The sequence below is a fragment of the Actinosynnema sp. NPDC037264 genome (genome assembly GCF_055603705.1).
Genome location: NZ_JBVJVK010000005.1, coordinates 175520 through 196179 on the forward strand (window position 1 = coordinate 175520; position 20660 = coordinate 196179).

A 20660-nucleotide genomic window follows, 5' to 3' on the forward strand; every position below is an offset into this window, starting at 1 on the left:
CTCCTCCTCAGGGCACTGGGACGTCCAAGACCTGGTAACCCACGACGTTCACCACGCGGGTCGAGCCGAGCACGCGGTCCGGCTTCACCTGGCCGTGCGGGTGGATGTGCCCGTGCAGCATGACCGGTGGCCGCAACCGCCGCACGGCCTCGTGCAGGCAGGCGAACCCCCGGTGGGGCGGGTCGGGCTCGTCGCCGCAGCCCAGCGGCGGCGAGTGGGTGAGCAGCACGTCCACCCCGCGCCCGTCGCGCAACCGCCGCCACCGGGCCGCCCGCAGCACGCGGCGCAGCCGACGCGCCTGCTGCCGCTCGGTCCACTGGTTCGGCCCGCCGCTGTACCGGACGGACCCGCCGAGCCCGGCGATCCGCAGCCCGGCGACGTCCACCACCCGCTCGTCCGCGTTCACGCCGCCCGCCGGACCGGGCCAGCGCGCCGGCAGGCCCGCCTTCGTCCACAGTCCCCGGACGTCGGTGTACCCGGTCAGGTCCGCGTCGTGGTTGCCCGGCACGAACACGCACGGCCGGTCCAACGCGCCGGCCAGGAACTCCAGGTAGTCGAACGGCAGGTCGCCGGCCGCCACGACGAGGTCGACGTCGTGGCGGCGCACCCGGTCGGTCCACAGCGCCTCGACCACCTCGTCCGCCACCGCGAGCACCCTCGGCATCCACCGAGCCTAAGCGCCGGCGCGGTCGGAGACACCTCGTCGGTGAAAGGGTGAACCACGCCTTCCTCCCCCTGCCGCACAAGGGAAATCGGGCTAACGTCACAGGGTGCTCGCCGAGCTGTTCCTCGACGCGTCCCGCGCCTGCGAAGTCCACAGCCCGCTCACCCGCACCCTGCTGGTGGCCGCGGCGGACGACCTGGCCCGCGGCGGCATCACCGCGCGGGTGATGGCGGGCGCCGAGTGCGACCGGCACGGCACCGTGCCCGGCCTGCGGTTCGCCGGCGCCCTGCACCGGCTCGTCCTGGAGGGCCGCGCGCCCACGCTGGCCAAGCACTACCCGACGGTCGGCGGCAGGCCCGACCTCGACACGCTCTGGGACGACGCGCGGACCGTGCTGCACGAGCACACCGACGAGCTGCACGCCCTGGTCACGTCCACGGTCGTGCAGACCAACGAGCCGGGCCGCAGCGCGCCCCTGTTCGGCGGCCTGCAGACCGCCACCCACCTGGCCGCGGCCGAGGTCGGCAGGCGTGCCACGTTCCCGATCCGCCTGCTGGAGGTCGGCGCGTCCGGCGGCCTGAACCTGCGCCCGCACCACGTCGCCTACCGGGTCGACGGCGAGGTGTTCGGCGACCCGGGCAGCCCGTTCGCCCTCGACCCGCGGTGGACCGGCAGGCCGCCCGTCGACCTGCGCCACAACCTGCGCCTGGTCCGGCGCGCGGGCTGCGACCTCAACCCGGTGGACGTGTCCACAGAGGACGGGCGGCTGCACCTGTCGTCGTTCGTCTGGGCCGACCAGCAGGCCCGCTTCGACCGCCTCCAGGCCGCCGTGGAGCTCGCGCGGCTCGACCCCGTCCCGGTGCGGCGGGCGACCGGCCCCGAGTGGCTGGCCGAGCAGCTGGCCCGCCCGGAGCGCGACGTGCTGACCGTCGTCTGGCACTCGGTCGTCTGGCAGTACGTGTCACCGGCCGACCGCGCCATGGGCCGCGCGATCCTGGCCGACGCCGCCTCCCGGGCCACCCCGATGGCGCCGCTGGCGCTGCTGGTCTACGAGCCGCGCCGCACGCACACCGCGGGCGCGTACGAGTTCCGGCTGCTGCTCAAGCTGTGGCCGGCGGGCGTCTCGCTGCGCCTGGGCACGGGTGTGGGGCACGGCATCCCGTTCACCTGGGACACCGCGCCCTGGAACTGAGCGGTCAGCTCCCGTTCGCGATCAGCAGGGTCACCGTGGCGAGCCAGCCGATCAGGAAGGTGAGCACCCAGAACCGCAGGTTCGTGAACATCCTGGACATGGGGGGACATCCCGTCGCGGGAAGGGGAGGGAGAGGGGTCTACAGCCAGCGGTTGCGACGGAATATTCGGTACAGGGTGAGGCAGACCACCAGGATCACGGCGATCACCATGGGGTAGCCGTACTTCCAGTGCGTCTCCGGCATGTAGTCGAAGTTCATGCCGTACACGCCGACCACCATGGTCGGCACGGAGATGATCGCCACCCACGCGGCGAGCTTGCGCATGTCCGAGTTCTGCTGGAGCGTGATCTTCGCCAGCACGGCGTTGACCAGCGTGGTCAGCAGCTCGTCGAAGTTGATCACGCGTTCGGACACCTCGGTGAGGTGGTCGTCCACGTCGCGGAAGTAGGAGCGCACCTGCTCGGGGATCAGCGGGGTGTAGCCCTCCGCCAACCGCCGCAGCGGCACGGCCAGCGGCATCACCGCCCGGCGCAGCTCCAGCACCTCGCGCTTCATCAGGTAGATCTGGTCGGCGCTGACCCGGCTGCGCGGCTGGAAGACCAGCGCCTCCATCTGGTCGATGTCGTCCTCGATGTGGTCGGTCACGTCGAGGTAGTTGTCGACCACGTGGTCGGCGATCGAGTACAGCACCGCGGCCGGCCCCGAGCGCAGCCGGTCCGGCTCCTCCTCCAGCTCGCGCCGCACCGCCGCCAGCCCCGAGTGGTTGCCGTGCCGGACCGTCACCACGAAGTCGCGGCCCAGGAACACCATGATCTCGCCGCTCTCGACGATCTCGTTGGCGGTGTCCGGCGACGAGTTCTGGATGTACCGGACCGTCTTGAGCACCATGAACAGCATGTTGTCGTAGCGCTCGAGCTTGGGCCGCTGGTGCGCGTGCACGGCGTCCTCGACGGCCAGCTCGTGCAGCCCGAACGTGTCCGCGACGCCCTGGATCTGCTCCTCGTCCGGCTCGTGCAGCCCGATCCAGACGAACCCGTCGCCGCGCTTGCGCACCTCCTCGACCGCGTCGACGTGCGACCAGCGGCCGGGCAGGCGCGTGCCGTCGACGTACACGCCGCAGTCCACGACGTACCGCGCCAGCGGCACGGGGATGGGCACCGCGGGTCGGTCCTGCGCGCGGCCTCTCAGGCCGCCGAGCGAGGGCAAGCTGGGCACGGGTCCTCCAGGTGGGGAGCGTCGACTCGACGAACGACGACGGCACGTCCCGACCGGTACCGCTGGGCCTAGCTGTGGAAAGCCGGCTCCCCGATGAGGACGCGCGAGGTACTCGCAGGATGGGGGTCGTTACTCATCGGTAGTCCTCACCTCCTCGGGTCGGCTGGCCGCGGCGGTGTAGTCGCTCACAGACCAGTTGCCGAGGGTACTCCCCCGGTGCTCACACTGTCGTCCCGGTCGGCGTGGTCCTCGATCACACCGACCTCACACTGGTAGCCGGCCAACGGAGGCGTGCGGTGCAGTTCGGGCGTTACTACGAGGAGTTCGAGGTCGGCGCGGTCTACAAGCACTGGCCCGGCAAGACGGTCACCGAGTACGACGACCACCTGTTCTGCCTGCTCACGATGAACCACCACCCGCTGCACCTGGACGCGCACTACGCGGCGGAGACCACCGACTTCGGCAAGAACGTCGTCGTCGGCAACTACGTCTACTCGCTGCTGCTGGGCATGTCGGTGCCCGACGTGTCGGGCAAGGCCATCGCCAACCTGGAGGTGGAGTCGCTCAAGCACGTCAAGCCCACGTTCCACGGCGACACCATCTACGGTGAGACCGAGGTGCTGGACAAGACGCCGTCGAAGTCCAAGGACGACCGCGGCGTGGTCTACGTCGAGACGCGCGGGTACAAACAGGATGGAACGGTCGTCTGCGTGTTCCGCCGGAAGGTCATGGTGCCCAAGCGCTCCTACGGCGAGGCGCGCGGCGGCGAGCAGCCGGGCAGGCCCGAACCCAAGGAGTGACGTGACCTCGCTGGATCTGGTGCGGCAACGACTGGCCCGGTTCGCGAAGAGCGAGGCGCACGGCGTCTCGCCGCTCTACGAGCACCTGGCCTCGCACGCCGCCGACGATCCGGAGGTCGCCGGCCTGCTGACCGCCGCCCCGGAGCGGTTCGCGCACGCGACCCTGCTCCTGGCGGCGGCGCACCGGCTGGTGCAGGCCGAGCCGTTCCACGAGCTGTCCAACTACTACCCGTCGCTGGGCGGCACGTACGGGGCGGACGAGAGCACCTGGCGGTTGTTCCGGGAGTTCGTGCTGGAGCGGGCCGACAAGGTGCGCGAGCTGGTCGCCACCCGGACCGTGCAGACCAACGAGGTGCGGCGGGCCACGCTGGTGTACCCGGCGTTGGCGCGGGTCAAGGGGCCGGTCGGGCTGCTGGAGGTCGGCTGCTCGGCCGGCCTGCTGCTCGGCCTGGACCAGTACGGCTACCGCTACCAGACCCAGCAGGCGGGCCAGCTCGTCGCGGGACCCGCCAAGGCGGCGCTCGGGCTGCACTGCGCGCTGGAGCTCGCGCCCGGCGCGGAGCTGCCGAAGATCCCCAAAACGGTGAAGATCGCGGCCAAGGTGGGGCTGGACCGGGCGCCCGCCGACCTGACCGACGAGGACACGTACGCGTGGCTCGAGGCGTGCGTGTGGGCCGACCAGCCGGAGCGGCTGCGGCTGTTCGGCGTGGCCGCCACCGTGCAGCGCAAGTCACCGCCCGAGTTCGTGGTCGGCGACGCGGTGGCGGACCTCGGCAAGGCCGCCGACCGCGTGCCCGATGACCTGCCGCTGGTGGTCCTGACCAGCAACGTCCTGCCGTACGTCGCGGGGGAGGAGTTCGTCGGCGCGCTGCGCGGGCTCGGCCGCCCGGTGTGGTGGTTGAGCCACGAGGGGTACGCGGCGGGCCTCGTCCACTTGCTGCCGGGGCGGGACGACCTGCGGCCCGGCGCGGACGAGCCGGCCTTCGGCGTGGTCGGGCTGGTCCGGTTCGAGGACGGCGAGGTGCGGTCGGCGCAGGCGTTGGCCAGGACGGCTCCGCACGGCCAACGGTTGGTGTGGCTCCCCTGATCGGGGGAGCCGATCACGAACGGGGGAGTTGGCCCCAGGCGTCGAGGGTCTCGCGGAGCATCCCGGTCAGTGGAAGTGTGGCCAAGATCGCAGCGTCCACCCAGCGCGCGTCCACCGCGTCGTCGCCTGGTCGGAGGACGCCGGATCGCACCTGGCAGGCGTAGTCGTGGATCTCGTAGACACCGCGTGGCGCCGGGCGGGTGACGCTGCCGATCAACGCCCCGACGGTCACGGAGAGTCCCGTTTCCTCGCGCAGTTCCCGCACAATTGCGGTCTCGTCGGATTCGCCGGGCTCGACTCGGCCACCCGGTATCGACCACAGTCCCTCACCTGGAGCATTGCCCCTCCTCACGAGTAGCAGTCGCCCGTTCGGGTCGTGCACGATGCCGCCGACACAGCGGATCCGGGGCTCACGTTCGGCCGTCACGATTACCAAGCGTAGTCACACCGGGTTGGCGGTGCAGGACGCTGACCCAAGTGCGGTACAAATCTCCCGACGTGTCGCGGAGTGCGGTACAACGGTTTTCACTGGCGCCAAACGGGTGCGGTAGCGAACGGGGTTGATCACCGTGAATCTGAAGAAGATTCTCACTTTCGCCGGGGTCGGCTTGGTCCTGTTCTTCCTCATCGCGGAGCCTCAGCAGGCGGCTCAGCTGGTGCAGAACATCCTGGGCACCCTGCGGGAAGCCGCTGAGGCGCTCATCACCTTCGTGAAACAATTGTTCTGAGTCGACCGGCTCCTCCCTCCCACGGCGAGAGGTCGAAGGCATGTTCGCACCACGGGACCCCGACGAGTACCTGCTCCCCACGGAGCGTCGGGTCATCCGGGTACGCAGGCACTGGAGCAGTCTGCTCTGGGATCTCCTCGAGGCGGGCGCGCTGCTCGCCGGCGCGATGATGATCTCGTACCTGCTGCCCGACAACGCGGGCATCATCCAGAACATCCTCTGGTACGCCTCGCTGTTCGTGCTGCTCAGGCTGGCCTACTTCGTCATGGAGTGGTGGGTGGAGCGGATCGTCGTCACCGACAAGAGGTTCATGATCTCCTCGGGGGTCTTCGAGACCAAGGTCGCCATGATGCCGATCAGCAAGGTCACCGACCTCACCTACGAGCGTTCGGTGCTCGGGCGCATGTTCGGCTTCGGCACCCTGGTCGTGGAGTCGGCGGGTCAGATCCAGGCCCTCAACCGGATCGAGTACCTGCCCAACCCCGAGGAGGTCTACGACGCCATCTCGGAGCTGACCTTCGGCGACAAGAAGGCCCAGGCGGAGCGCTTCTCGATGATCAAGGCGCAGCGGGCGGCGCGCGGCAAGAAGATGGTGCCGTAGCCCGGAGCAGCCCGTCGTGGAGACTGGCAGGGTGCGCATCGACCTGCACACCCACTCGACCGAGTCCGACGGCACCGACACGCCCGCGGAGTTGGTGGCGGCCGCGGCCGCCACCGGCTTGACCGCGGTCGCGCTCACCGACCACGACACCGCAGCGGGCTGGGCGGAGGCGGCCAACGCGCTGCCACCCGGCTTGAAGCTGGTGCGCGGCGCCGAGCTGTCCTGTGCCTCCGACGACGGCCGGGGCCGGGTCATCACCGTCCACCTGCTCGCCTACCTGTACGACCACACCTCGCCCGCGCTGGTCGAGGAGCAGCTGCGGCTGCGCCTCGAACGGCGGCACCGGCTGCGCCGGATGGCCGAGCGGATGGTCGCCGACGGGTTCCCCATCGACCCCGACGAGCTGATGGCGGCCATGCCGACCGACGCGCCCGCCGGACGTCCGCACCTCGCCATGGCGTTGATCCGGGCCGGCGTGGTGTCCACGGTCGACGAGGCGTTCGCCCGCTACCTCACGGGCGGCCGGTACTACGTGCCGCGCACCGACACGCCCGTGGCGCGGGCGATCGAGATGATCACGGAGGCGGGCGGGGTGACCGTCCTGGCACACCCCTTCGCCACCTCGCGCGGCCCGATCGTGACCGACCAGGTGGTGGCCGACCTGGCCGGCCTGGGACTGGCCGGCGTCGAGGTCGACCACCCCGACCACGACCCGGCGACGCGGGTGCGGCTGCGCGGCCTGGCGGGGGAGCTGGGCCTGCTGACCACGGGGTCCAGCGACTACCACGGCACCAACAAGACGGTGCGGCTCGGCGCGGAAACCACGTCACCGGACGTGCTGGACGCCTTGGCCGATCGGGCAACCGGGTGCAAGGTGCTGGTCGGTTGACCACGGACCCCCGAGGCCGCCTCGGTTGACCACCGACCCGCGAGGTCGCGTCGGTCGTTCGCGTCCTCATCTCCGGCGATCACGTTTTTCGATCGTCGGAGATCAGGGCGCGAACGACCGACTTCCAGGCGACCTCGCCCGCGACGCCGGAGGCGGCGCATCCAACACTGTCGGACCCCCTCGGTAGCGTGAGGGCGTGCAGGAACAGCTGGGGTTCGACTTCGGGGCGATGCCGAAGAAGCTCGTGCGGGTGACGCCGGCGAAGCTCGCCACGTGGGCCGACTGCCCGCGTCGCTTCCGCATGGCCTACCTCGACCGGCCGTCGCCGCCGCGCGGTGGGGCGTGGGCGCACAACACCCTGGGCGCGGTCGTGCACAACGCGTTGAAGGCGTTGTTCGACCTGCCCGCCCAGCGCCGCACGCCCGAGCAGGCGGTCGCGCTGCTGCACCGCCAGTGGAAGAACGACGGGTTCCGGGACGCCGAGCAGGCGGGCGTGTACCGGGACCGGGCGGTCGGGTGGGTGCGCGACTACGTCACCGAGCTGGACACGTCGATCGAGCCGGTCGGCATCGAGCGCTGGGTGTCCACGCCCACGTCGAAGATCGTCGCCGAGGGACGCGTCGACCGGATCGACCTGCGCGACGGCGAGCTGGTGATCGTCGACTACAAGACCGGGCGGCACGCGCTGACCGTGGACGACGCGCGGGGCTCGCAGGCGCTGGCCCTGTACGCGCTGGCGGCCCGGCGGACGCTGCGCAAGCCGTGCCACCGGGTCGAGCTGCACCACCTGCCCACGGGCACGGTGTCGGTGTGGGAGCACACCGAGGAGAGCCTGGGGCGGCACGTGTCGCGGGCCGAGGAGGCGGCGGACGAGCTGCGGCTGGCCACCGACACGCTGGAGGCGGGCGGCGACCCGGAGATCCTGTTCCCGCCGCGCACCGGCAACCAGTGCACGTGGTGCGACTTCCGCCGGTCGTGCCCCGAAGGTCAACGCGCGGCGCCCTCGCTCGACCCGTGGGCGCTGCTCGCGCCGTAGAGTTGGCCGCGTGACGATGGTGGACAGCGGACCCGAACCACGCCTGGCCAGGCTGTGGCGCGGCGTCAGCGGCGCGCTCGCCGTCGGCTTGGTGCTGCTGACGTTGGGCTTGATCGGCGTGCAGGTCTACGCGGGTTCCCGCGACCTGCCCGGACCGGGGCTGGACGTGGTGGCCGGGCACGGCGTGGCGGCCGTCGCCGCGGTGGTGGCGCAGGTCGTGGCCGACCGGCGCCGGGGCTGGGCGGTGGCGTTGTGCGGCCTGCTGGTCGTGCTGCTGGCGGCGTCGACCCTGTGGTTCTTCTGGTGGGCGTGACCTGATCGCGGCGCGCGGTCAGGAGAGCCAGGCGCGCCAGGTCGGCAGGAGCGTGGCCAGCAGGGCGTCCGGCGCCTCGGTGTTCGGGTTGTGCATGACGCCGGGCAGCACGGCGAAGTCCGCGTCGAGGCGTTCGGCCATGTCCCGCTGGCTCGCGGCCGACCAGGCGTCGTCCAGGTCGCCGCACACGACCAGGCACGGGATCCCGCCGGACCGGGCGACCCGGGCCAGCTTGGCGACCAGGTCCGGTTCGGCGCGCAGCGCCTCGCCCATGCCGAGCAGCCCGACGGGTGACGAGCGGACGAACCGCTCGCGGTAGAAGTCCTTCAGCTCCTGGGGGACCATCCGCCAGCGCGGGTTGAGCGCCTGGCGGGTCTCGTTGACCTCGTGCGACGCCTCGACGCCCTGCTCGCGGAGCACGATCTCGCCGTAGTCCAGCGCGGTGCGGCGCTCGCCCGGCGGCAGCTCGGACGGGCCGGACGCCATCAGCGTCAACCCCGAGACGGGCGCGCCCGCCAGCACCGCGCCGCGAGCCACGAGTCCACCGAACGAGTGCCCCAGCAGCAGCACCCGCCTGCCCTCGGCGGCCAGTTTCGCGACCAGTTCGGCCACCGACGCGCCCAGCGCCTCGGGCCGGTAGTCGGATTCGAGGAGCGGGCCGGCCGACTCGTACTGGCCAGGCAGGTCGATCGCCACGACCTCGATGCCGGCGTCGGCTATCGGGTCGACCAGCGGCGCGAAGTCCTCCTTGGATCCCGTGTAGCCGGGGACGAGGAGCGCCGTCGCGCCGAGGTCGAGTCCGGCGGCGGGGGCGTGCAGGGCCGCGATCGGTCCGTGCCTGCCGGGCAGGTCCACGCGTTGCGCCCGGTGCGGGCTGAACTGCGAGTGCACGTCTCGCAGTCTGCCGCACCGGCCGCGTGGGCGCGTTACCGCAGTGCGACGAGCGTGCCGCCGCGCTGCTCCAGCACGACCGGGCCCTCGGTGGCCATCTCGATCGGGCCGGTGTGGTCGCCGCGGTCGACCGGGACCGAGGCGATCTCCTCGCCGGTGATCTGGTCGAGCACCTTCAGCCCGGCGTCGACCGGCAGCAGCAGCCGCCCGGCGAGCGTGGTGCCCGCGCCGAGGGTGTCGTTCGCGGTCCACAGCGGGTTCAGCTCGGTCAGCGACAGCGCGACCGTCTTCGACCCGGTGAACCAGTAGACGTTCGCGGTGCTGGTGAACGTCGACGCCACCCGTCCGGGCGGGTCGCCCGCGAGCTCCTCGGCGGTGACGTCGACCGGGTAGCTGCCGATCGAGGCGCCGGTCTCGGAGTCGAACACCACGATCCGGCCCGGCACGGCCAGCGCGACCCGGTTCGCCGTCACCGCGATCACCCGTGCGCCGTTCTCGCCGGTCACGGTGGAGCTGATGACCTGCGGCTCGTCGGACTTCTCGGGGTTGGGCTTGAGGATGGTGAGGCGGTCGGACGGGTCGAGGGCCGGGCAGCGCTCGATCAGCGCGATCTTGCCGCCGGTGACCGCGAACGAGTGGTACGTGCAGCCGGTGCGCGGCTGCTTGTTCGGGTTCACGATCGCGCGCAGGGCGCCGTACTCCATCGAGCGGACCAGGTCGTCGCGGCGGTAGACCTCGACGTACGTGCCGCCGGTGGTGAGCACGTGCGAGCCCTCGTTCAGCAGGCGGGTGCCGAGCTCGGCGTCGCCGTTGCGCTGCGGTCCGCGCTTGCCGGAGGCGTTCTCGAGGGTGGTGACCTCGGAGCAGTTGGTGTCCTTGCGGTGCACCGCGAAGATCCGGCCCCAGGCCGTGGAGACGGTGCACAGGGGCAGGTCGCGGGCGTAGCGCCAGCGGACGTCGCCGGTGAGCGCGTCGCGGCCGACGACCTCGCCGCCGTCGCCCGTGACGACGACCGAGTCGAGGTTCACCGGGACCGGCGTCGCGCTGCTGGGGGCGCGCCAGATCTCGGACAGCGTCGGCGGCATCGCGGTGGCGGGCTGCAGCGGGGTGATCTCGGACGGGCCGGTCTGGCTGACGGTGTTGCGGGCGTCGCTGGTCAGCCACAGCACGAGGCTCGCCACCAGCACCGCGACCACGACCAGGGTCAGGCCGATGAAGTCGCCCCTGGTGCGCCAGGACCTGGACGGCACCGGCTCGTGCGGCTCGGTGTCGTGCGGCTCGTCGTCGTGCTGTCCGCCGCCGTCGTGCGGCTCGACCTGGGGTTCGACGGGCTTCGCCAGGACGTCTTCCTCGTCCAGCACGACCTGCCCGTTCGAATCCGCCTGCTCCGGCTGGCCCACTGCCCGGCTCCCGATGGTCGGTGATCTATCGCGTTCGGTCTGGCGACATGCTGCCACCACCGGGAAGAGGTCGGTGTGAGGCGGCGGCACCTACCGTTCCCCGCGGCGTTCCGCTACCCGCGGCCCACCCGTTCCGGCGCGGTGCAGACGCGGCTCCGGCGCGGCCCTGACCGCGCCGGCGCGAGCCGCTTCCGGCCCTTGCGCTGCGGGCCGCCTCCGGCGGTTCCGGCCCTTGCGCCGCAGGCCGTTGCAGGCGGCTTCGCCCGTTGCGCCGCGGGCCGTTGTCCAGCCAACCCTGCCGTTCCGGCGCGGGCCGTGTCCAGCGGCTCGACCGTTGCGGCGTGGGCTGGTGCTATCCACGGCCTGGCCCGGGTCCGTTCACCCGGGCTGGTCCGGCCCGGCTCCGTGGACCCGGCTTGGCCCACCCCTGGGTCCGTCCACCGCTGTCCGGTGTTCGGGCCGGGCGTCGTGCCGTGCCCGGCGGGGTGGCCTGCCGTCCGTTCCGGCGGCCCGGTGGCCGCTGGTCCGAGTCTCCCCGTCCGTCCCGTCCTGGTGGCCCGGTCGCCGTGGCGGGCGGCGGGTGGGTGGCCCAGGGATCCGGGTTGGTTCGGGGCTCCTCGTTTTCAACCGAGGTGCGGTAACAGTGTTTCCGTACATTTTCGGGCGATGATCACCCGATCGTGTTGCGGTCGAGTCGGGCAGCGCTTGGGTTGCGCTGCCCACCACGATTGTTCCCTACTCGGCCGGTGCCGACTCCGCCGACTCGCCGCCCGTGCGGCGACGCCTGCGCCTGCGGGGGCGGTCGGGGTCGGCGGTGGACGAAGTCGAAGACGACTCCGGCGCGCCTGCGGTGACCTCGGCCGATGCCTCGGTGGCTGCACCGTTCTCGCCGGACGCCGACACGCCACCACGACTGCGGCGGCGCTTGCGCGGCCTGGTGCCGCCCTCCTCGCCCGACCCGGAGCCGGTGGTGCTGCCGCCGCCGTTGCCGGACTCGGTGGCCGGGGCCGCGTCGCCCGCCCGGCCGCTACGCCGGCGCTTGCGCGTCTTCTTCTCGCCCTTCAGGTTCTCCTCCGGCTCGGCCTCCAGGCCCGCGCGCGTGCGCAGCCCCAACGGCAGCCGACCGGTCGAGCCCGCCGGGATGTCCAGGTCCGCGAACAGGTGGTCCGACGTCGAGTACGTCTCCACCGGCTCCGGCTTGCCCAGGTCGAGCGCGTCGCTGATCATCTTCCACCGGGGCATCTCGTCCCAGTCGACCAACGTGACCGCGACGCCCGTGCGCCCCGCCCGACCCGTGCGGCCGATGCGGTGCACGTAGGTCTTCTCGTCCTCGGGGCACTGGTAGTTGATCACGTGCGTGACGCCCTCGACGTCGATGCCGCGCGCCGCCACGTCGGTGGCCACCAGCACGTCGATCTTGCCCGAGCGGAACGCCCGCAGCGCCTGCTCGCGCGCGCCCTGCCCCAGGTCACCGTGCACGGCCGCCGCGGCGAAACCGCGCTCGACCAGGTCGTCGGCCACCTTCTGGGCGGTGCGCTTGGTCCGGGTGAACACCATCGACAGGCCGCGCTCACGGGCCTGCAACGCCCGCGCCAGCAGCTCCGACTTGTCCAGCGCGTGCGCCCGGTAGACGAACTGCTCGGTGCGCTCGTGGATGGCGCCCGCGTCGTTCTCCTCCGCCCGCACGTGCGTGGGCTGGTTGAGGAACGTGCGCGCCAGCGTGATGATCGGGCCGGGCATGGTCGCCGAGAACAGCATGGTCTGCCGCTCGTCGGGCACCATGCGCAGGATCCGCTCGATGTCGGGCAGGAAGCCCAGGTCGAGCATCTCGTCGGCCTCGTCCAGCACCAGCCCGCGCACCTTGCCGAGCACCAGGTGGCGCTGCTCGGCCAGGTCGAGGAGCCGGCCGGGCGTGCCGACGACCACGTCGACGCCCTTGCGCAGCGCCGCGATCTGCGGCTCGTACGGCCGGCCGCCGTAGATGGCCAGCACGCGCACGTTGAGGTGCTTCGCCGCGTCGGTCAGGTCGTGGGTGACCTGAAGGCACAGCTCACGCGTCGGCACGACCACCAGCGCCTGCGGCGTGCCGTCACCGGGCGTGACGATGCGCTGGAGCAGCGGGATGCCGAAGCCCAGCGTCTTGCCGGTGCCGGTGCGGGCCTGGCCGATGACGTCGTCGCCGGCCAGCGCCAGCGGCAGCGTCAGCTCCTGGATGGCGAACGTGCGGTGGATGCCCGCCTCGGCCAGGGAGCGCACGATCTCCTCGCGCACGCCGAGCTCGCCGAACGTGGGCGCATCGGGTTTGACCGGGGCGTCGGCCACGAGCGGGTGCGAGGTGTCGTCTTCCGGGACACCCGCCTCGCTGTGCTCCAAGGCCACCGGGTCGATATGGGTCTCTTCGTTCGTCGCGGTCAGGATGATCGCCTCTCTCGTACCAGCGCGCCACGGCCTGTACGGGCCGCTCGACCGCGTCACCGCCACTCGGGCCACCGCAAGGGGCCGGGCGGGTCGCGGGAGGGCCAGCGAGGTGTGTGCGCGCACCCTCTCCTGGCGGCACGGTGCCGCCGCAGTTCAGCCTTCGGCACCGCTGCGAGCCCCCACTGGGCCGCGCCGCGCCGGGCGTCATCTGTCGAGTCTACCCGCCGACTAGGCCGATCGGGGTGGTTCGCGGCGTCGAGTGCGGTTTCGCGTGCCCAGGGTGTTGTCAACGACACCCGACTAGGCTCCGTGGCATGAGCGACCCGGGAGTGGATGCAGCGGTGGGCCAGGTTGCGGTGGGTGACGGTGGCCAGGTGGCGGAGGGTGTCGTCGACCTCCTCGGCGCGCTCGCGTACGGCGAGCTGTCGGCGTTCGACCGGCTCGCCGAGGACGCCAGGACCGCGCCCACGCTGTCCGGGCGCGCCGCGCTGTCGCAGATGGCGGCGGCCGAGATCGGTCACTACGCGCTGCTGGACCGGTACCTGGCCGAGCGCGGCCACTCGCTGGAGGAGGCCATGCGGCCGTTCGCCGCGGGCTTCGACGGCTTCCACGCCTCCACGGCGCCGCGCACGTGGCTGGAGTCGCTGGTGAAGGCCTACGTCGGGGACGCCCTGGCGGCCGACTTCTACCGCGAGGTCGCCGAGTGGCTGGACGAGCCGACCAAGGAGCTGGTGCTCGCGGTGCTGGCCGACACGGGCCACTCGGCGTTCGCCGAGCGCGAAGTCCGGTCCGCCTGCGACGACGACCCGAAGCTGCGAGACCGCCTCACGTTGTGGGGTCGCCGGCTGCTCGGCGAGGCGTTGACGCAGGCCCAGTACGTGGTGGCGGAGCGCGACGGGCTCGCGGAGCTGATCGTGCGCGGCTCGGGCGACCTGGCGGGCATCGCGGCGCTGTTCCGACGCCTCCAGCAGAGCCACACGCGACGCATGGCGGCGCTCGGGCTCGGCTAGGGTTGGTGTTCGAAAGCCATCAACGCCGCACGGAGGTCAGCGTGGAGGTCAGGGTCGGGATCGCGGACAGCCCGCGGGAGCTCGTGGTGTCCAGCGGGCTCACCCCCGAAGAGGTCGAGGCGCAGGTCGCGGACGCGCTGAAGGCGGGCACCGGGCAGCTCGTGCTGGTCGACCAGAAGGGCGCCCGCTACGTGGTGCCCGCGGCTCGCATCGCGTACGTGGAGATCGGTCCGAGCGACTCGCGCCGGGTCGGGTTCGTCTCCGGCGACTGAGGCGTCCGCGCGGCACGCAGCCGAGCGAACTTCGCCGCCCGGGTGTCCGGGCACGAGAAGGGGCACCCGATCGGGTGCCCCTTCCGCGTTTCCCGCCCTGGTCAGCCCACCGTGAACGGCGGCGTTGAGGTGCCCGCCACGCGGTAGCGCCGCCAGGGGTCGGGGTCGGTCAGCGAACCGGTCGCCGAGCCGTCGGGCGTGCGCAGCAGCGCGGTCCGCGCACCACCCTCCACCAGCTCGGTGACCTGCTCGTTCGCGCCGACCCGGCCGTACCAGTGGTAGCGGCCGTCGATGGGCTGGAAGTAGCCGCGCAGCTCGACGCTGACCGGCACCTCCCGCTCGTCGAACACCAGCACGGCCGCGCCGGTGTACCCCTCTTCGTCGTGCTCGTGCTCTTCGGACATCAAGCCTCCTCGACGTCGACGACCCGCAGCCGGGGTCCTTCGTGCCGGTCACCGTCGGTGAACCCGGTGGTCAGCGGCGCCTCCGGGTCGAGGTCCACGCCCGCGGAGCGGAGCAGGCCGTCGATGGCGTGCCAGATGATGGTGGTCAGGTAGTCGCTCAGGCTCGCCCGCGTCATCGACTGCCGGTCGAGCCACCAGTCGCCCGCGTTCTGCACCATGCCGACCAGCGCGTGCGCCCACGGCTCGGCGCCGCCGGAGTCCATGTCGAACGCCCGCAGGTAGTCGCCGAGCAGCCGGGCCAGGGCCGCCGCGATCAGCTGCTTGTCCTCGTTGACCACGTCCTGCTCGACCGGCCGGTCGGTGAACGACTTGCGCACCACGAACCGGTACAGGTTGGGGTGCTCCTCGATCACGGACAGGTACGCGTCGACGATGCCCTGGATGCGGGGGCGGATCGGACCGTCGAGGTCGATCGCGGGCCCCATCTTGTCCATGAGCATCTCGGTGCCGCGCCGGCCGACGGCGAGGTAGAGGTCGGACTTGTCGGCGAAGTGCCGGTAGAGCACCGGCTTGCTGACGCCCGCCTCGGCGGCGATCTCGTCCATGCCCACGTCCGGGCCGTGCTTGGCGACGGCGCGGATGGTGGCCTCCACGAATTCGGCGCGCCGCGCCTCGCGGTGCCCCTTCCACCGTTCCCGGCGGGCGTCGGTTCCGCCCTTGACAGTTCGAGCCATGTGACGCACGCTACCAGAAGTAACCGTTACCTCAAGTTACAGATAACTCGAGTTACAGATAACTCTCCCCGGGAGGGACCACCGATGACGAAGGCCTTGAAGGTCGCGGACCGCGAGAAGACCGCCGAGCGTCTGCTCAACTCCTCGGCCGACAAGTTCTACGACCCCGAGGTCGACATCGACTGGTCCGCGCCCCTGGTCGACGGCCTCCGGTACACGCCCGAGCACCGGTGCTCGCTGTACGGCACCGAGCTGTGGGACCGGATGAGCCCCGAGCAGCGCGTCGACCTGTCGCGGCACGAGGTCGCGAGCGTGGCCAGCGTCGGCCTGTGGTTCGAGATCCTGCTGATGCAGATGCTGCTCAAGGAGGTCTACCGCTCGGACCCGACGACCAAGCACGCGCAGTACGCGCTGACCGAGGTCGCCGACGAGTGCCGGCACTCCACGATGTTCGCCCGGATGGTCGAGGCGATCGGCTGCCCGCCCTACGGCCCCCGCCAGTACACCTACCAGCTGGGCAAGCTGCTGCCCGTGATCGGCTACGGGCCCGCCCTGTACGGGTCGATCCTGGTCGCCGAGGAGATGCTGGACCGGTTGCAGCGCGAGACGATGGCCGACGAGACCGTGCAGCCGCTGGTGCGCATGGTCAACCGGATCCACGTGCTCGAAGAGGCCCGGCACGTGCGGTTCGCGCGCGAAGAGGTCGTGCGCGGGATGGCGAAGCTGACCAAGAAGGAGCTGCCCTACCAGCGGTGGCTGCTCGCGACCACGTCGATGTTCATCACCCGGTCGCTGATCAACCCGGACGTGTACGCGGCCGTGGGGCTGGACAAGGACCAGGCGCACAAGGCCGCGCTGGGCAACCCGCACTGGCAGGAGAGCATCCGCTGGTCGGGCGAGCGGATCATGAAGTTCCTGGACGAGGTCGGGCTGGTCGGCAAGCCGGGCATGCGCGCGTGGCGCCGCTCGTTCCTGCTCGGATGAGGGCTCGGGTGGACGCGCCGGCCGTCGGGGGCGAGGGCCGCACGCGGGCGGCGGGCCCGCGGTTCGTGACCTCCGACGGCACGGCGCTGCACGTGGTCGACACCGGGCCGCCGGACGCCGAGGTGACCACCGTGCTGCTGCACGGCTGGACGCTGGACCACACGTCGTGGGACTCGGTGGCGCCGGCGCTGCCGGGGCGCGTGCTGCGGTACGACCACCGGGGTCACGGCGCCTCGGCGCCCGCGCCGGTCGGGACGGCCACGATCGCGCGGTGCGCGGACGACCTGGCCGAGCTGGTGGCGGCCCGCGTGCCGACCGGGCGGCTCGTGCTGGCCGGTCACTCGATGGGCGGCATGACGATCATGGCGTTGGCCGAGCAGCACCCCTCGCTGCTCGACCGCGTGGACGGCGTCGTCCTGATCGCCACCTCTTCGGGTGAACTCGCCGGGTCGACGCTGGGGCTGCCTGGACCGTTCGGCCGGGCGTTCGTGGCGGGGGAGAAGGCCGTCAACCGGCAGATCGTCCGGTTGCGGCGGGCCGAGCTGCTCAAGCGCACCGAGGTGGTCCGGCCGGGCCTGCGGTGGCTGCTGTTCGGCAAGCGCCCGTCGTGGCGGGAGGTGGCGATGACGGCCGCGATGGTCGGCCGCTGCCACCCGGTGAGCATGGTCGGGTTCCGCGACTCGCTGGACGAGCACGACCGGCGCAGGGCGCTGGCCGGGCTGGCGGGCATCCGGACCGTCGTGCTGGCGGGCGCGGAGGACCGGCTGACGCCGTTGCGGCACGCGCGCGTGCTGGCGGACGAGCTGCCGCACGCCGAGCTGGTGATCCACCTGGGCGCCGGCCACATGCTGCCCCTGGAGAGGGCGGACGAGGTCACAGCACACATCACGGCGTTGCATTGACCCGCCTCCGGCAGGTCGGCGAGGCCGCCTGGAAGTCGGCAGGTCGAGCCTGATTTCGCGACGATCGAAAAGCGTGATCGCCACGAAATGAGTCTCGACCTGCCGACGCAGCATCGCGCTGCTGTGAGCGCGGGTTGAGGGCCGTCGTCGGGGACGGCCCTCAACCCGGTCCTCAGTGCTGGAGCGGGAAGCCGCCGCCGATGCCCCGCCAGGCGAGGTTCGAGATCAGGGCGACCGCGTCCTCCTTCGCGAGCTTTCGGTCGTCCGCGAGCCACGCGCGTGCCGTGACCTGCGACAACCCCACCAGGCCGACCGCGAGCAGCCGCGCGCGGTGCTCGTCGAGGCCCGCGTCGGCGGTGATCGTGTCGGTGATGGCCTCGACGCTGTCGGTCGTCGCCCGCTCCACGGCCCGGGCCACCGCCGGCTCGCCGCGCAGGTCCGACTCGAACACCATCCGGAACGCCTGGCCCTCGCCGTCCACGAAGTCGTAGAACGCGGCGACGGCGGCCTTCACCCGCTGCTTGTTGTCCGTCGTGGACGCCAGCGCGCCGCGCACGCGGTTCACCAGCTCGTCCACGTGGGACTCCAGCAGCGCCATGTACAGCTCGAGCTTGCCGGGGAAGTGCTGGTAGAGGACCGGTTTGCTGACCCCCGCGCGTTCCGCGATCTCGTCCATCGCGGCGGCGTGGTAGCCGTTGGTCACGAACACGTCCTGCGCCGCGGCCAGCAACTGGGCACGTCGCGCGGTCCGCGGGAGCCGTACACCCCGCCCCGCCGCGCCGCCGTGGTGCCCGACCGCAGTCTGGGCCGTCTCCGTCATGGTGCCTCCAGCCAACCAATCACTTCGCGGAACCGGGAAAGGGGTTGCCCTTCCGGCTCGTCGGCAACCTTACTCGCTGGTAGCTGCGTTCCAAGCATGCTTCCCGTTTCGTAGGACGCCCGGCCAGGCATCCTGGGGTGGTGACCGAGACGCTGGAGGCCCGCAGGACCGCCATCACCCACGTGCCCCTGTCCACCGCGCCGCTACCTCCGCTGGACACAACGATCCAGCCGTGGCCTGGTGACTACGTCGAGGTGGGCGGGCACAGCGTGCACGTCCGCCGCACCGCGGGACCGGCCGGGTCGAGGGCGGTCTACGTGCACGGGCTGGGCGGCTCGGCGACGAACTGGACCGACCTGGCCGCGCAGCTGCGCGAGCACGTCGAGGGCCACGCGCTGGACCTGCCCGGTTTCGGCCGCTCCGAACCGATCGACGGCTACGACTTCCGGATGGCCACGCACGCGCGGGTCGTCACCGAGTACATCGAGTCGCTCGGCGGCGACCCGGTGCACCTGTTCGGCAACTCCATGGGCGGCGCGATCACGCTGATGGTCGCCGCCACCCGGCCCGACCTGGTACGCACCCTGACGCTGGTCTCACCGGCCGTGCCGGACCTGCGGCCGAGCCTGCGCCGGGTGTCGGACCGGCGGCTGCCGCTGGCGTTCCTGCCGGTCGTCGGCCCGCGGGTGCAGGCGCAGCTGGCCGCGATGACGCCGCGTGAGCGCACCCACCAGATGCTTCGGCTGTGCTTCGCCGAACCCCACTCGGTGCCGGCGAACCGGATCGAGCAGAGCGAGCGGGAGTACACCGAGCGGTCCGCGCAGGCGTGGGCCGGCAACGCGCTCAGCGCCAGCACGGTCGACCTGATCCGCTCGTGGCTGGTCCCGAGGTCGAAGTCGATGTGGCTGCTGCCGCCGAAGATCACCGCGCCCACGCTGGTCGTGTGGGGCACGGAGGACCGGCTGGTCAGCGTGCGCAAGGCGCCGAGGGTGGCCAGGCTGATCCCGCGCGGGCGGCTGCTCGTGCTGCCGCGCACCGGGCACGTGGCGCAGATGGAACGGCCGGTGTCGGTCGCGCGGGCCGTGGCGGGCATGTGGGAGGCGGTCGAGCGGCGGGCGTGGTGAGGCGTGATCGGTTCAGCCGACCGGTGACGCGCAGGTCACCTGGAGTCCGCCGCCGGGGTGCGGTTGTGGCACCCTGGTCGGCGTGAACCGGACGTCGCAGGGCGCGCGTGACACGCCGCCGTCCTCTGATGACCGGCCGCCGCTGCCCGAGGACCGCTACCGCCGCGGCACGCGCCGCACCGGCGCCGAGCCGCTGGCCGCGGCCTGGGAACCGGCCGGTCGGAGGCGTCGCAAGCGCCGCAGGGGTGTGAAGGGCCTGGTCGCGGGCTACGGCTGGCGGATCTACGCCATCCCCGTGCTGCTCGTGCTCACGGCCCTGGTCGTGCTGGACACCGCCGCGCCCTCCACGTCCGCCGGTGGCGAGACCAACCCCACCACCGGCTCGTCCGCGCCGCCGTCCAGCTCCGGGCCGCCCGAGGCGACCGAGAAGCCGCCGGGCGACATCGACCTGAAGAACTTCCCCACCGCGCAGCTGCCGGACGGGCCGAAGTTCTCCGAGCAGGGCGCGGGCACGTTCGCCGTGGTGCCGGGCAGCACCCAGCCGGCGGGCACCGGCGGCAAGCTCTACCGGTACGCGATCGCCATCGAGGACGGCGTGGAGCCGGCGGACTACAACGGGGACCGCGAGGCGTTCGCCCGCACGGTCGACGGCATCCTGGCCGACCCGCGCAGCTGGATCGGCACCGGCCAGACGACCATGCAGCGCGTCGACACCGGACCGGTCGACTTCACCGTGAGCTTGACCACCACCAGCACCACGCACGCCCTGTGCGGGTTCCAGATCCAGTTCGAGTCGTCGTGCTGGCACACCGGCACCAAGCGGGTCATCATCAACACGGCCCGGTGGGTGCGCGGCGGCAAGGTCTACGGCAACGACATCAGCGCCTACCGGACCTACGCGATCAACCACGAGGTCGGCCACGTGCTGAAGAACCCGCACGAGGGCTGCAAGGAGAACGGCAAGGCAGCGCCGGTGATGATGCAGCAGTCGTTCGGGGTGGCCAACGACTACGTCGCCCAGCTCAACTCGGTGGACTCCTCGAACCGGTACGCGGTGGAGGCCAACGGCCTGGTGTGCACGCCCAACCCGTTCCCGAACGCACCGCAGTAGCCGTCCCGCGCCTTGGGACGACTTCCCATCCGGGAAGACGGAGGGGCAGGCTGGTGTTGTCCGT

At 71.9% G+C, this 20660-nt stretch carries 23 protein-coding genes; 14 read left to right on the forward strand and 9 right to left on the reverse strand.

Going from position 1 to position 20660, the window contains the following annotated elements:
- Nucleotides 1-7: 7 nt before the first annotated feature.
- Entirely contained in the window at nucleotides 8-664 is a 657-nt protein-coding gene (locus tag ACZ7GX_RS08795; RefSeq protein ID WP_498774414.1) for a metallophosphoesterase family protein, read from the reverse strand.
- Between the two features lie 106 nt (nucleotides 665-770).
- Here ACZ7GX_RS08795 and ACZ7GX_RS08800 point away from each other — a divergent pair, with 106 nt between their 5' ends.
- The gene (locus ACZ7GX_RS08800; protein WP_498774416.1) at nucleotides 771-1856 is read left to right on the forward strand and encodes a DUF2332 domain-containing protein; all 1086 of its coding nucleotides are present in this window, start codon (nucleotides 771-773) and stop codon (nucleotides 1854-1856) included.
- Nucleotides 1857-1995: 139 nt separating this feature from the next.
- Here ACZ7GX_RS08800 and corA read toward each other — a convergent pair whose 3' ends face one another.
- Entirely contained in the window at nucleotides 1996-3072 is a 1077-nt protein-coding gene (gene corA, locus ACZ7GX_RS08805; protein WP_498774418.1) for a magnesium/cobalt transporter CorA, read from the reverse strand.
- Nucleotides 3073-3368: 296 nt separating this feature from the next.
- On the opposite strand from corA, the gene ACZ7GX_RS08810 reads away from it, so the two are divergent.
- Nucleotides 3369-3872: a MaoC family dehydratase gene (locus tag ACZ7GX_RS08810; RefSeq protein ID WP_498774420.1), complete on the forward strand. Its 504-nt coding sequence runs from the start codon at nucleotides 3369-3371 to the stop codon at nucleotides 3870-3872.
- 1 nt (nucleotide 3873) lies between these two features.
- The gene (locus ACZ7GX_RS08815; protein WP_498774422.1) at nucleotides 3874-4959 is read left to right on the forward strand and encodes a DUF2332 domain-containing protein; all 1086 of its coding nucleotides are present in this window, start codon (nucleotides 3874-3876) and stop codon (nucleotides 4957-4959) included.
- Between the two features lie 13 nt (nucleotides 4960-4972).
- Here ACZ7GX_RS08815 and ACZ7GX_RS08820 read toward each other — a convergent pair whose 3' ends face one another.
- Complete coding sequence (locus ACZ7GX_RS08820) at nucleotides 4973-5386, reverse strand: NUDIX hydrolase (protein ID WP_498774424.1); 414 nt, start codon at nucleotides 5384-5386, stop codon at nucleotides 4973-4975.
- Between the two features lie 142 nt (nucleotides 5387-5528).
- On the opposite strand from ACZ7GX_RS08820, the gene ACZ7GX_RS08825 reads away from it, so the two are divergent.
- From ACZ7GX_RS08825 to ACZ7GX_RS08845, 5 genes are all read left to right on the forward strand, one after another.
- The gene (locus tag ACZ7GX_RS08825) at nucleotides 5529-5687 is read left to right on the forward strand and encodes a hypothetical protein (protein WP_170185132.1); all 159 of its coding nucleotides are present in this window, start codon (nucleotides 5529-5531) and stop codon (nucleotides 5685-5687) included.
- 40 nt (nucleotides 5688-5727) lie between these two features.
- Entirely contained in the window at nucleotides 5728-6288 is a 561-nt protein-coding gene (locus ACZ7GX_RS08830; RefSeq protein ID WP_073896001.1) for a PH domain-containing protein, read from the forward strand.
- 31 nt (nucleotides 6289-6319) lie between these two features.
- Nucleotides 6320-7177, forward strand: coding sequence for a PHP domain-containing protein (locus tag ACZ7GX_RS08835; RefSeq protein ID WP_498774648.1), 858 nt, complete (start codon nucleotides 6320-6322; stop codon nucleotides 7175-7177).
- Nucleotides 7178-7373: 196 nt separating this feature from the next.
- A complete protein-coding gene (locus ACZ7GX_RS08840) occupies nucleotides 7374-8213 on the forward strand; it encodes a RecB family exonuclease (protein WP_230567256.1) in 840 nt (279 codons plus the stop codon).
- 10 nt (nucleotides 8214-8223) lie between these two features.
- Nucleotides 8224-8526 carry a hypothetical protein gene (locus tag ACZ7GX_RS08845; RefSeq protein WP_498774427.1) on the forward strand — a complete coding sequence of 101 codons (303 nt, stop codon included), beginning with the start codon at nucleotides 8224-8226 and terminating at the stop codon, nucleotides 8524-8526.
- Between the two features lie 18 nt (nucleotides 8527-8544).
- Here the strand turns inward: ACZ7GX_RS08845 and ACZ7GX_RS08850 are convergent, their stop codons facing one another.
- The 3 genes from ACZ7GX_RS08850 to ACZ7GX_RS08860 form a co-directional block, all read right to left on the reverse strand.
- Nucleotides 8545-9417, reverse strand: a complete 873-nt coding sequence (locus ACZ7GX_RS08850) for an alpha/beta fold hydrolase (RefSeq protein WP_498774429.1) — start codon at nucleotides 9415-9417, stop codon at nucleotides 8545-8547.
- A 35-nt stretch (nucleotides 9418-9452) separates the two neighbouring features.
- Nucleotides 9453-10817, reverse strand: coding sequence for an Rv3212 family protein (locus ACZ7GX_RS08855; protein ID WP_498774431.1), 1365 nt, complete (start codon nucleotides 10815-10817; stop codon nucleotides 9453-9455).
- A 735-nt stretch (nucleotides 10818-11552) separates the two neighbouring features.
- Complete coding sequence (locus ACZ7GX_RS08860) at nucleotides 11553-13196, reverse strand: DEAD/DEAH box helicase (protein ID WP_498774433.1); 1644 nt, start codon at nucleotides 13194-13196, stop codon at nucleotides 11553-11555.
- Between the two features lie 353 nt (nucleotides 13197-13549).
- On the opposite strand from ACZ7GX_RS08860, the gene ACZ7GX_RS08865 reads away from it, so the two are divergent.
- Together ACZ7GX_RS08865 and ACZ7GX_RS08870 are read left to right on the forward strand one after the other, a co-directional pair.
- Nucleotides 13550-14245: a ferritin-like fold-containing protein gene (locus tag ACZ7GX_RS08865; protein ID WP_498774435.1), complete on the forward strand. Its 696-nt coding sequence runs from the start codon at nucleotides 13550-13552 to the stop codon at nucleotides 14243-14245.
- Between the two features lie 41 nt (nucleotides 14246-14286).
- Nucleotides 14287-14517 (forward strand): DUF3107 domain-containing protein, encoded by a 231-nt coding sequence (locus tag ACZ7GX_RS08870; protein ID WP_230567250.1) that lies wholly within the window; start codon nucleotides 14287-14289, stop codon nucleotides 14515-14517.
- Between the two features lie 101 nt (nucleotides 14518-14618).
- Here ACZ7GX_RS08870 and ACZ7GX_RS08875 read toward each other — a convergent pair whose 3' ends face one another.
- Together ACZ7GX_RS08875 and ACZ7GX_RS08880 are read right to left on the reverse strand one after the other, a co-directional pair.
- Nucleotides 14619-14921, reverse strand: coding sequence for a DUF4873 domain-containing protein (locus ACZ7GX_RS08875; protein ID WP_498774437.1), 303 nt, complete (start codon nucleotides 14919-14921; stop codon nucleotides 14619-14621).
- Nucleotides 14921-15655: a TetR/AcrR family transcriptional regulator gene (locus ACZ7GX_RS08880; protein WP_498774439.1), complete on the reverse strand. Its 735-nt coding sequence runs from the start codon at nucleotides 15653-15655 to the stop codon at nucleotides 14921-14923. The genes ACZ7GX_RS08875 and ACZ7GX_RS08880 overlap by 1 nt, the downstream gene beginning before the upstream one ends.
- A gap of 84 nt (nucleotides 15656-15739) precedes the next feature.
- On the opposite strand from ACZ7GX_RS08880, the gene ACZ7GX_RS08885 reads away from it, so the two are divergent.
- Both ACZ7GX_RS08885 and ACZ7GX_RS08890 read left to right on the forward strand, forming a co-directional pair.
- Nucleotides 15740-16639, forward strand: coding sequence for an AurF N-oxygenase family protein (locus ACZ7GX_RS08885; protein ID WP_498774441.1), 900 nt, complete (start codon nucleotides 15740-15742; stop codon nucleotides 16637-16639).
- A complete protein-coding gene (locus tag ACZ7GX_RS08890; protein WP_498774443.1) occupies nucleotides 16636-17541 on the forward strand; it encodes an alpha/beta fold hydrolase in 906 nt (301 codons plus the stop codon). The genes ACZ7GX_RS08885 and ACZ7GX_RS08890 overlap by 4 nt, the downstream gene beginning before the upstream one ends.
- A gap of 172 nt (nucleotides 17542-17713) precedes the next feature.
- On the opposite strand, the gene ACZ7GX_RS08895 is transcribed toward ACZ7GX_RS08890, so the two are convergent.
- Nucleotides 17714-18361: a TetR/AcrR family transcriptional regulator gene (locus ACZ7GX_RS08895; RefSeq protein WP_053716225.1), complete on the reverse strand. Its 648-nt coding sequence runs from the start codon at nucleotides 18359-18361 to the stop codon at nucleotides 17714-17716.
- Between the two features lie 140 nt (nucleotides 18362-18501).
- Here ACZ7GX_RS08895 and ACZ7GX_RS08900 point away from each other — a divergent pair, with 140 nt between their 5' ends.
- Together ACZ7GX_RS08900 and ACZ7GX_RS08905 are read left to right on the forward strand one after the other, a co-directional pair.
- A complete protein-coding gene (locus tag ACZ7GX_RS08900; protein ID WP_498774445.1) occupies nucleotides 18502-19485 on the forward strand; it encodes an alpha/beta fold hydrolase in 984 nt (327 codons plus the stop codon).
- An 82-nt stretch (nucleotides 19486-19567) separates the two neighbouring features.
- A complete protein-coding gene (locus tag ACZ7GX_RS08905; RefSeq protein ID WP_498774447.1) occupies nucleotides 19568-20596 on the forward strand; it encodes a DUF3152 domain-containing protein in 1029 nt (342 codons plus the stop codon).
- The last annotated feature ends 64 nt before the right edge of the window (nucleotides 20597-20660 follow it).

Bases quoted from the DNA above. Each gene is read 5' to 3' on its own strand.
- ACZ7GX_RS08795 (WP_498774414.1), bottom strand. From the start codon at position 664: ATGCCGAGGGTGCTCGCGGTGGCGGACGAGGTGGTCGAGGCGCTGTGG.
- ACZ7GX_RS08830 (WP_073896001.1), top strand. From the start codon at position 5,728: ATGTTCGCACCACGGGACCCCGACGAGTACCTGCTCCCCACGGAGCGT.
- ACZ7GX_RS08865 (WP_498774435.1), top strand. From the start codon at position 13,550: ATGAGCGACCCGGGAGTGGATGCAGCGGTGGGCCAGGTTGCGGTGGGT.
- ACZ7GX_RS08875 (WP_498774437.1), bottom strand. From the start codon at position 14,921: ATGTCCGAAGAGCACGAGCACGACGAAGAGGGGTACACCGGCGCGGCC.
- ACZ7GX_RS08880 (WP_498774439.1), bottom strand. From the start codon at position 15,655: ATGGCTCGAACTGTCAAGGGCGGAACCGACGCCCGCCGGGAACGGTGG.
- ACZ7GX_RS08885 (WP_498774441.1), top strand. From the start codon at position 15,740: ATGACGAAGGCCTTGAAGGTCGCGGACCGCGAGAAGACCGCCGAGCGT.
- ACZ7GX_RS08890 (WP_498774443.1), top strand. From the start codon at position 16,636: ATGAGGGCTCGGGTGGACGCGCCGGCCGTCGGGGGCGAGGGCCGCACG.
- ACZ7GX_RS08895 (WP_053716225.1), bottom strand. From the start codon at position 18,361: ATGACGGAGACGGCCCAGACTGCGGTCGGGCACCACGGCGGCGCGGCG.